This window comes from uncultured Gemmiger sp. (assembly GCA_944388105.1).
GTDB lineage: Bacteria > Bacillota > Clostridia > Oscillospirales > Ruminococcaceae > Gemmiger.
This window is the reverse complement of sequence record CALXHN010000016.1, coordinates 25,490-32,267: the sequence shown is the minus strand read 5'-3', so window position 1 is coordinate 32,267 and position 6,778 is coordinate 25,490. Positions and strand designations below refer to the sequence as shown.

Below are 6,778 nucleotides of genomic sequence, written 5' to 3'. Positions count from 1 at the left end.
GAATGTATCGAAGGTCTAAGAAAATACGATAGTGGAAACATTACAATCCACGGTAGAATAGGAATCCAATTACAGTCCGCATCGTTGCCGGAACATATTAAGCCATTGGAGGCGATTAAACTATTTGCTAAATGGAGCAAGACGACCCCTGATAGAACAACGCTTGAAGCTCTCGGCATTTATGAGCTTGAGAAAAAACAATATTATCAATTGTCAACCGGTCAAAAGCGGCGGCTTCATTTAGCACTCGCTCTAACGCGAAAACCAGACATTCTTTTTCTGGATGAGCCAACAGCTGGTCTTGATGTGGAAGGACGGCTTTCTTTACACAAACAAATTCGACAATTAAAGGCAATGGGGAAAACAATCATATTAACAAGCCATGACATGGCTGAAGTAGAGAATTTATGTGACCGGATTGCTATTTTGTCCGAGGGGAAGATTGTTTTTATTGGAACCGTTGGACAATTGGGGGAAACCGTAGGAAGGCATTATAACATCATAATTCAAACAGAAAACAGCACCAAAAAATACGAATCTGATAATATCGGAGAAACATTGCTGTCGTTGCTTACACAGTATAAAGAAAATGGAGAATCTATTGTAGATATACAGATAAACCGCGGTACTCTGGAACAACATTTTATGAAGATTGCAAAAGGAGAATAATAGATGGGTGCTTTTTTATACGGAATTTACCTGCAATGGAAGTTAGATATACGGAGTAAGACATTACTTATAACCTGCTATATTGTCCCTCTCCTGTTTTTTGCGATTATGGGTGGGATATTTACATCTGTTATGCCGGAAGCAAGATACACACTCATTCAGTCTATGACCGTTTTCGGAGTAACAATGGGTGCGTTAATTGGCTTGCCGCCCTCTCTTGTTGAAATTTACAGCAGCGATATTAAAAAAGTTTATAAGGCAAATGGTGTGCCACTATATTTTGGTCTTGTTTTGACGAATATTTCCGCATACATACATCTGTTTATTATGAGCATAATTCTATACATTGCTGCGCCGCTTGCTTTCAATGCTGAGATACCAGAAAATCCGATGCTGTACTTTGCCAGCCTTGCTATTTTTATTGCGGTGTCCCTTAGCATTGCCAGCATAATTGGTTTAGCAGTAAAAGACCAAGCGAAAACTTCAATGGTTTCTATCATCATTTTTTTGCCCTCTATCATGCTTTCCGGAATTATGTTTCCGATTGAATTGCTGCCAAAAGCATTTGAAATTGTAGGAAAAATTTTTCCGGCCTCATGGGGCTATAGAGTAATGACGGATAGTACATTCCAACTTGAAAACTTGTTGCCGTTGGTAGCAATTCTTATATTGGCTATTTGTGTATGTGGCATACTACTACGCAAAGTTGATAAATAGCAAAGCCAGCCGAGCCAGTCAACGATAAAATGAACGCCGCTTCGCGTCTTCGTTGACAGTCCCGCCCGCCTTTGCAAATAAGTGATCAGGGGTCGGCAGCATTTCTTGCTGCCGACCTCAGTCTGTCGAAAAATATCCGTATCATCTACTTAAAAGTGGTGCAGAAAGAAACATCCGTGTCAGAAGTGGTGCGATAGACTCACCAGTGAAACCGGCCGTTCTCTCCCACTCATAAAAATAGTGCAGCTCGATCTCTGAGCAAAGTCCAGAACGATCAATAATGAACACAAAAAAGCGGGACACCCCTGTTATTCACAGGGGTGTCTCATAACTTTGCGCCGCTATGCGATATCCATAGGCGACGTCCTAATGTGGTGGACCTGGAGGGATTCGAACCCTTGACCTCTCGGATGCGAACCGAACGCTCTCCCAACTGAGCTACAGGCCCAAATTTATCTGACCAAGATACTATACTCTTTTTGCAAAAAAATGTCAAGCCCCGGTCAGAAAAAAGAAATAGTATGCAGCTGTGAACCTGTGACGCAGCCCATGATAAAGGGATCTGTGGCAAAAGATAAGGAAGAAATCCGATATTTTGTATCAATAATCGCGTTTGCGCGCTTGGTTCCGTTTTGTAAAGCCAAAACGAAGGAACAAAAAATGCGAAATAAAAAGGCGGTGTATCAAATATAATGAAAATAACGTGCAAATATTGCTGCAAACGTATGAAATCGTAAAATCAAATACGACGCGCAGCCATTGATTTTGCGGACATAAATCAGTATGATTATTTATCGAGAAGACCCGCGTCCGGTGCGGTATCCCGGCGCGGGCTTTCGGCGGTGTGCGCCCGCCGTTTGCGGTCCCGGAACGCGGGCGGTATCTACCCGGCTGAATTTGTATTGTGGGGAGACAAGAGGAAGATGAATCCAACACAGGCAGAATTGCTGGAATCCTATGCGCGGAATTTTTCGGAGATTGAAGGTCTGCAGAAGGCCCATCGCATCGGGTATGCCCTCTATGTGAAAGAAGGGTGCCTTGGTGTTGTGATCTGCCGGGAGGCGGGCGACGGAGTACCTAGGACCATGCGCTGCACGCTGCGGGATGTAAGTGAAAAATTCGGCCGGGGGCTGCTGCGGTTTCTGTATGAGAATGCAGTCCCACCGGAAAATGCCTGCGACGTGATCCGGGACGTGTGCGGCGCGGCGGCGGAATGTGCGGTCTGACGCAGCGGACAGCAAACAACAAGGGCGCCCTGCGGAAGCGGCCGGAAAAGGAATGAAGAAGATGCGCGACATGGACAAACAGGAATGGGTCAGCGCACTGTTTGCAGACAGTGACCGTGGCCAGTGCAGTGCAATCAGACTGTACGGATCGGCCCAACGGTCGGTGGAGGTGTGTGCGGCGGTCACGTCGGGGCAGCAGGTGCTGGAAATCCTGCAAAGCGGCCTGTGCCCGCAGGTCCTTGTACTGGATACCCTGCTGCAGGGACCGGGCCTGGGAGAGCTGCTGTGGCAGCTGGGCATGCTGGAACTGCCTCAGCGTCCGCGCATCCTGATCACCGCCATGCCCTATACACAAAAGTCCACGGCGCGTTTCTTGACAATGGGTGCTGATTGTATTATCTTTAAGCCATATACCTTGTCGGAGTTGTTTGCGGCGGTGTATCGCTGCGGCGGCAGTGATGATGCCTGGGATGCCTACCGCGTACGGGAGTATCTGCACGAACTGCTTTGCTCCATGTACTACAACCGGCGCCTGGGCGGCTGGAATTACTTGGAGCGGATCCTGCTGCGCACCGTTCTGGGGGCCGATGATTATATTGCCAAGGAACTGTATCAATATGCAGCGGACGGACAGCATATCCGTCCCGGCACCGTGGCCTCGGCGATGCAGCGGATCAATGAATCCCTGCGGCACACCGGACCCCAGGGATATGACCGGCTGTGCCGTGCGGTCAACAAACCGGAAGGCAGCCGTCTGACCAACCTGGAATTGATCCGCAGCCTGACCGAACTGATCCGCAGGGCCATCGGGCGCTGAACCGATACTGCATTGCGCGCGGGATCAGAGGAGACTCTTGCGATGAACACCGAAAGATCCACCGACCACATCTGGCCGGAAAACTGTAACCCCCTTCGCGGCGGCCTGAAAGGGCGGCTGGCGGAGGATTTTTGTGTTTTGCAGGGCACGGTGGATGCCCTGACCCGGTACCTGGAACAGCAGGCCCCGGAACCGGTCCGCTCCACCGGTCTGGATACTTTGCGGGAAATGTCCCGGCGCATTCAAAGGCTGGAACGTCTGGCCGACAATGCTGCCGATCTGGCGCTGGGAACGCAGCTGCGGCAGCTGCGTCCGACTTTTCCCCTGGAACTGGCCGATCACCTGCGGGGCGTATGTACCTGCGCCCAGGAGGAACTGGCGGCCTGCGGCCGTGCCGTTCGCCTGACCTTGCGGAACGAAACGGAACGGGGGCTCTGGCTGGAAGCGGATGAGGCGCTGCTCAACAGCCTGCTGGCCAATCTGATTTCCAATTCGGTGCGTGCCGGGGCGGACACGGTGGAGCTGACCTGCACGGAAAACCGCCGGCTGGTGTATCGGGACAACGGCCCGGGCGCCGCGCCGGAGGCTGTGGCCATGCTCACGGAAGGGACCGTCACCGGTGATTTGCTGAATCGGGGTGTTACCGGTCTTTTGCTGGTGCGGGAATATGCCGCTGCGCTGGGATGGAAAACGGAGGAAGTCCAGGAAACGGACGGCTTTTCCGTCGTCTTCGCCCTGCCGCAGCACTGTCCGGACCCGTCCCGGCTGGTTCTGGCGGATGATGCCAACAGCAGACAGCAGATGCTGGCGCAGTGCCGTCATTGTCTGCGCAGAGAATTTGCCGCCGTGCTGGAAGAATAAACACAATTTCCTCTTTTCACACTGCCCCCATGGGCGGTGTGAATTTTTTATGCCATTTTCCGAACCCTTATTTACTTTGTGGGCAAACTATTGTAAAATAACTACATATGACAAAATCAGGTGGTGCTTACTATGGAGAACCGTTATAATCGTATATTGCTGAAACTCAGCGGGGAAGCGCTGGCCGGCAGCAAGGGCGCCGGCTTTGATGAGGCAACCATTGCTTCCATCTGTGCCGGTGTCAAGCAGGCCCATGATCTGGGCGTGCAGATCGGCATTGTGGTGGGCGGCGGCAACTTCTGGCGCGGCCGTTCCAGCGGCAAAATGGACCGTATGGATGCGGACAAGATCGGTATGCTGGCCACGGTCATGAATGCCCTGGCCGTGAAAGATGCCCTGCGTCAGCAGGGGGTGCCGGCGGTGGTCATGACCAGTGCCGTGATGCCTCAGGTGGCCGAGACCTTCACCAGCGACAAGGCCATTGCCGCGCTGGAAGAGGGCAAGGTCGTGGTGTTCGGCGGCGGTACCGGCAACCCCATCTTCTCCACCGACACGGCCTCTGCCCTGCGCGCCCTGGAGATCGGTGCCGATGCCATGCTCAAGGCCACTATGGTGGATGGCGTCTATGACAAGGATCCCCACAAATACCCCGACGCAGTGCGGTATGACACCCTGACCTTTACCCGGGTGCTGGACGAACGTCTGGCCGTGATGGATTCCACCGCCGCCAGCCTCTGCCGGGATAATGCCCTGCCCATTCTGGTATTTGATCTGGGCGACGGTTCCAACATTGCCCGCGCGGTGCGCGGAGAAAAGATCGGCACACTGGTCAGTGAATGAATCTGCCGGAATGCCGGAAAAGAAGAAAAACACGGTCACCCAAGGCCGTTTGAACAAAAGGAGACACTTGTATGAGCAGCACGACCAAAATCTATGAAGAGAAAATGACCAACTGCGTCAACCACCTTTCCCGTGAGCTGGCCACCATCCGCGCGGGCCGTGCCAATCCGGCCATTCTGGACAAGGTCGCAGTGGATTATTACGGTGCTCCCACCCCGGTCAACCAGATCGCGGCTGTGGCTGTGGCCGAAGCCCGCATCCTGACCATCACCCCCTGGGACCCCAAGATGGTCAAGGAGATCTCCAAGGCCATTCAGACCAGCGATATCGGCATCAATCCCATTGACGACGGTCATACCATCCGCCTGATTTTCCCGGCTCCCACCGAAGAACGCCGCAAGCAGCTGACCAAAGATGTGCAGAAGCAGGGCGAAGAAGCCAAGGTGGCCGTGCGCAACGTCCGCCGTGATGCCATGGACAAGTTCAAGGCCATGAAGAAGGCCGGCGAGATCACCGAGGATGACCAGAAGAATCTGGAAGAAGAGGTCCAGAAACTGACCGACAAGTTCGTCAAGAAGATCGACGAGACCTGCACCGCCAAAAATCAGGAGATCATGGAAGTCTGATCGTTTCAGGCTTTCTGCTGCGTGTGCCGCGCATCTGCGCGGCATACGTCATATCTGGCAAACTCCGGCAGCAGTGCGCATATAGTAAAACCATCCCCGAAGCAGTAAACCGTGCACTTCTGTCTCCGAAAGGAATTCCCGCCCATATGAAAACTCGAATCATAACAGCCGCTGTAGGGCTGTGCCTGCTGGCCGTTGTCCTGGCTTTCTTTGATACCGTCTTTTTTGACCTGGTCCTGGCCCTGATCTGTCTGATCGGCATGCATGAAGTGTATTCCGCCATGGGCTTCGGCCGCCGTCAATGGTACTTGTTTGCAATGGCAATACCCTATACACTGCTGATCATGCTGTCCAGCAGCGCTGCCGTCCGTGCGGTCATTCTGCCGGCCAGTTTCCTGGTGGTGCTGTATTACAACATCTGCCTGATCGTCAAACATGGAACGTTGGATTTCGGCCGTCTGGCCGGGTTCGTCTATTTCGGCGGCGTCATTCTCTTCTGCTTTTATTCCCTGATTTATCTCAAACGCCAGCTGCCCATCGACCAATACGGGTATGATGCCGTCTATTTCATCCTGCTGATTCTCTGCTTCGCCTGGGGCGGAGATACCGCAGCCTACTTTGCCGGCCGTGCCTTCGGGCGGCATAAGCTGGCCCCCATTGTCAGCCCCCACAAAACGGTGGAAGGTGCTGTGGGCGGCGTCATCGGCAGCATGGCAGCCGGACTGCTGGTCACCTTTGTTTACGGCCTTCTTTCGGGACGGCTGCAGGTCTTTACGGTCAACATCAATCCCCAGCATTACCTGGTCATTCTGGGCCTGGGCGCTCTGGCCTCGGTGCTGGGAATCCTGGGAGACCTGTTTGCATCGGCGGTCAAGCGTCAGGTGGGAATCAAGGACTACGGCACGATTTTCCCCGGCCACGGCGGCATTCTGGACCGCTTCGACAGCGTGATGTTCATTGCGCCGTTTGTGTCCATTGCGGTGCGCCATTTCTTCTATCTTTCCTCTTTTTGACTGAACAGG

At 53.0% G+C, this 6,778-nt stretch carries 8 protein-coding genes and 1 tRNA gene; 8 read left to right on the top strand and 1 reads right to left on the bottom strand.

Annotated features, from left to right (window positions below; all coding sequences use genetic code 11):
• Both Q0K17_RS03550 and Q0K17_RS03545 read left to right on the top strand, forming a co-directional pair.
• On the top strand, positions 1-669 hold a 669-nt coding region (locus Q0K17_RS03550; protein ID WP_294540026.1), incomplete at its 5' end, for an ABC transporter ATP-binding protein.
• Positions 670-672: 3 nt separating this feature from the next.
• Positions 673-1,386 carry an ABC transporter permease gene (locus Q0K17_RS03545; RefSeq protein ID WP_294540024.1) on the top strand — a complete coding sequence of 238 codons (714 nt, stop codon included), beginning with the start codon at positions 673-675 and terminating at the stop codon, positions 1,384-1,386.
• A 372-nt stretch (positions 1,387-1,758) separates the two neighbouring features.
• Here Q0K17_RS03545 and Q0K17_RS03540 read toward each other — a convergent pair.
• A tRNA-Ala gene (locus Q0K17_RS03540) sits at positions 1,759-1,834 on the bottom strand.
• 475 nt (positions 1,835-2,309) lie between these two features.
• Here Q0K17_RS03540 and Q0K17_RS03535 point away from each other — a divergent pair.
• The 6 genes from Q0K17_RS03535 (at position 2,310) to Q0K17_RS03510 (ending at position 6,769) form a co-directional block, all read left to right on the top strand.
• Positions 2,310-2,612, top strand: coding sequence for a hypothetical protein (locus tag Q0K17_RS03535; RefSeq protein WP_294540001.1), 303 nt, complete (start codon positions 2,310-2,312; stop codon positions 2,610-2,612).
• Positions 2,613-2,664: 52 nt separating this feature from the next.
• Complete coding sequence (locus Q0K17_RS03530) at positions 2,665-3,429, top strand: hypothetical protein (protein WP_294539999.1); 765 nt, start codon at positions 2,665-2,667, stop codon at positions 3,427-3,429.
• Positions 3,430-3,471: 42 nt separating this feature from the next.
• A complete protein-coding gene (locus Q0K17_RS03525) occupies positions 3,472-4,290 on the top strand; it encodes an ATP-binding protein (RefSeq protein ID WP_294539997.1) in 819 nt (272 codons plus the stop codon).
• Positions 4,291-4,422: 132 nt separating this feature from the next.
• Positions 4,423-5,130, top strand: a complete 708-nt coding sequence (gene pyrH / locus Q0K17_RS03520; protein WP_294539995.1) for a UMP kinase — start codon at positions 4,423-4,425, stop codon at positions 5,128-5,130.
• 71 nt (positions 5,131-5,201) lie between these two features.
• Entirely contained in the window at positions 5,202-5,756 is a 555-nt protein-coding gene (gene frr / locus Q0K17_RS03515; protein WP_294539993.1) for a ribosome recycling factor, read from the top strand.
• 146 nt (positions 5,757-5,902) lie between these two features.
• Positions 5,903-6,769: a phosphatidate cytidylyltransferase gene (locus Q0K17_RS03510; RefSeq protein ID WP_294539992.1), complete on the top strand. Its 867-nt coding sequence runs from the start codon at positions 5,903-5,905 to the stop codon at positions 6,767-6,769.
• Positions 6,770-6,778 lie beyond the last annotated feature (9 nt).

Coding starts and splice junctions, on each gene's coding strand:
- Q0K17_RS03545 (WP_294540024.1), top strand. CDS start 673: ATGGGTGCTTTTTTATACGGAATTTACCTGCAATGGAAGTTAGATATA.
- Q0K17_RS03535 (WP_294540001.1), top strand. CDS start 2,310: ATGAATCCAACACAGGCAGAATTGCTGGAATCCTATGCGCGGAATTTT.
- Q0K17_RS03530 (WP_294539999.1), top strand. CDS start 2,665: ATGAAGAAGATGCGCGACATGGACAAACAGGAATGGGTCAGCGCACTG.
- Q0K17_RS03525 (WP_294539997.1), top strand. CDS start 3,472: ATGAACACCGAAAGATCCACCGACCACATCTGGCCGGAAAACTGTAAC.
- pyrH (WP_294539995.1), top strand. CDS start 4,423: ATGGAGAACCGTTATAATCGTATATTGCTGAAACTCAGCGGGGAAGCG.
- frr (WP_294539993.1), top strand. CDS start 5,202: ATGAGCAGCACGACCAAAATCTATGAAGAGAAAATGACCAACTGCGTC.
- Q0K17_RS03510 (WP_294539992.1), top strand. CDS start 5,903: ATGAAAACTCGAATCATAACAGCCGCTGTAGGGCTGTGCCTGCTGGCC.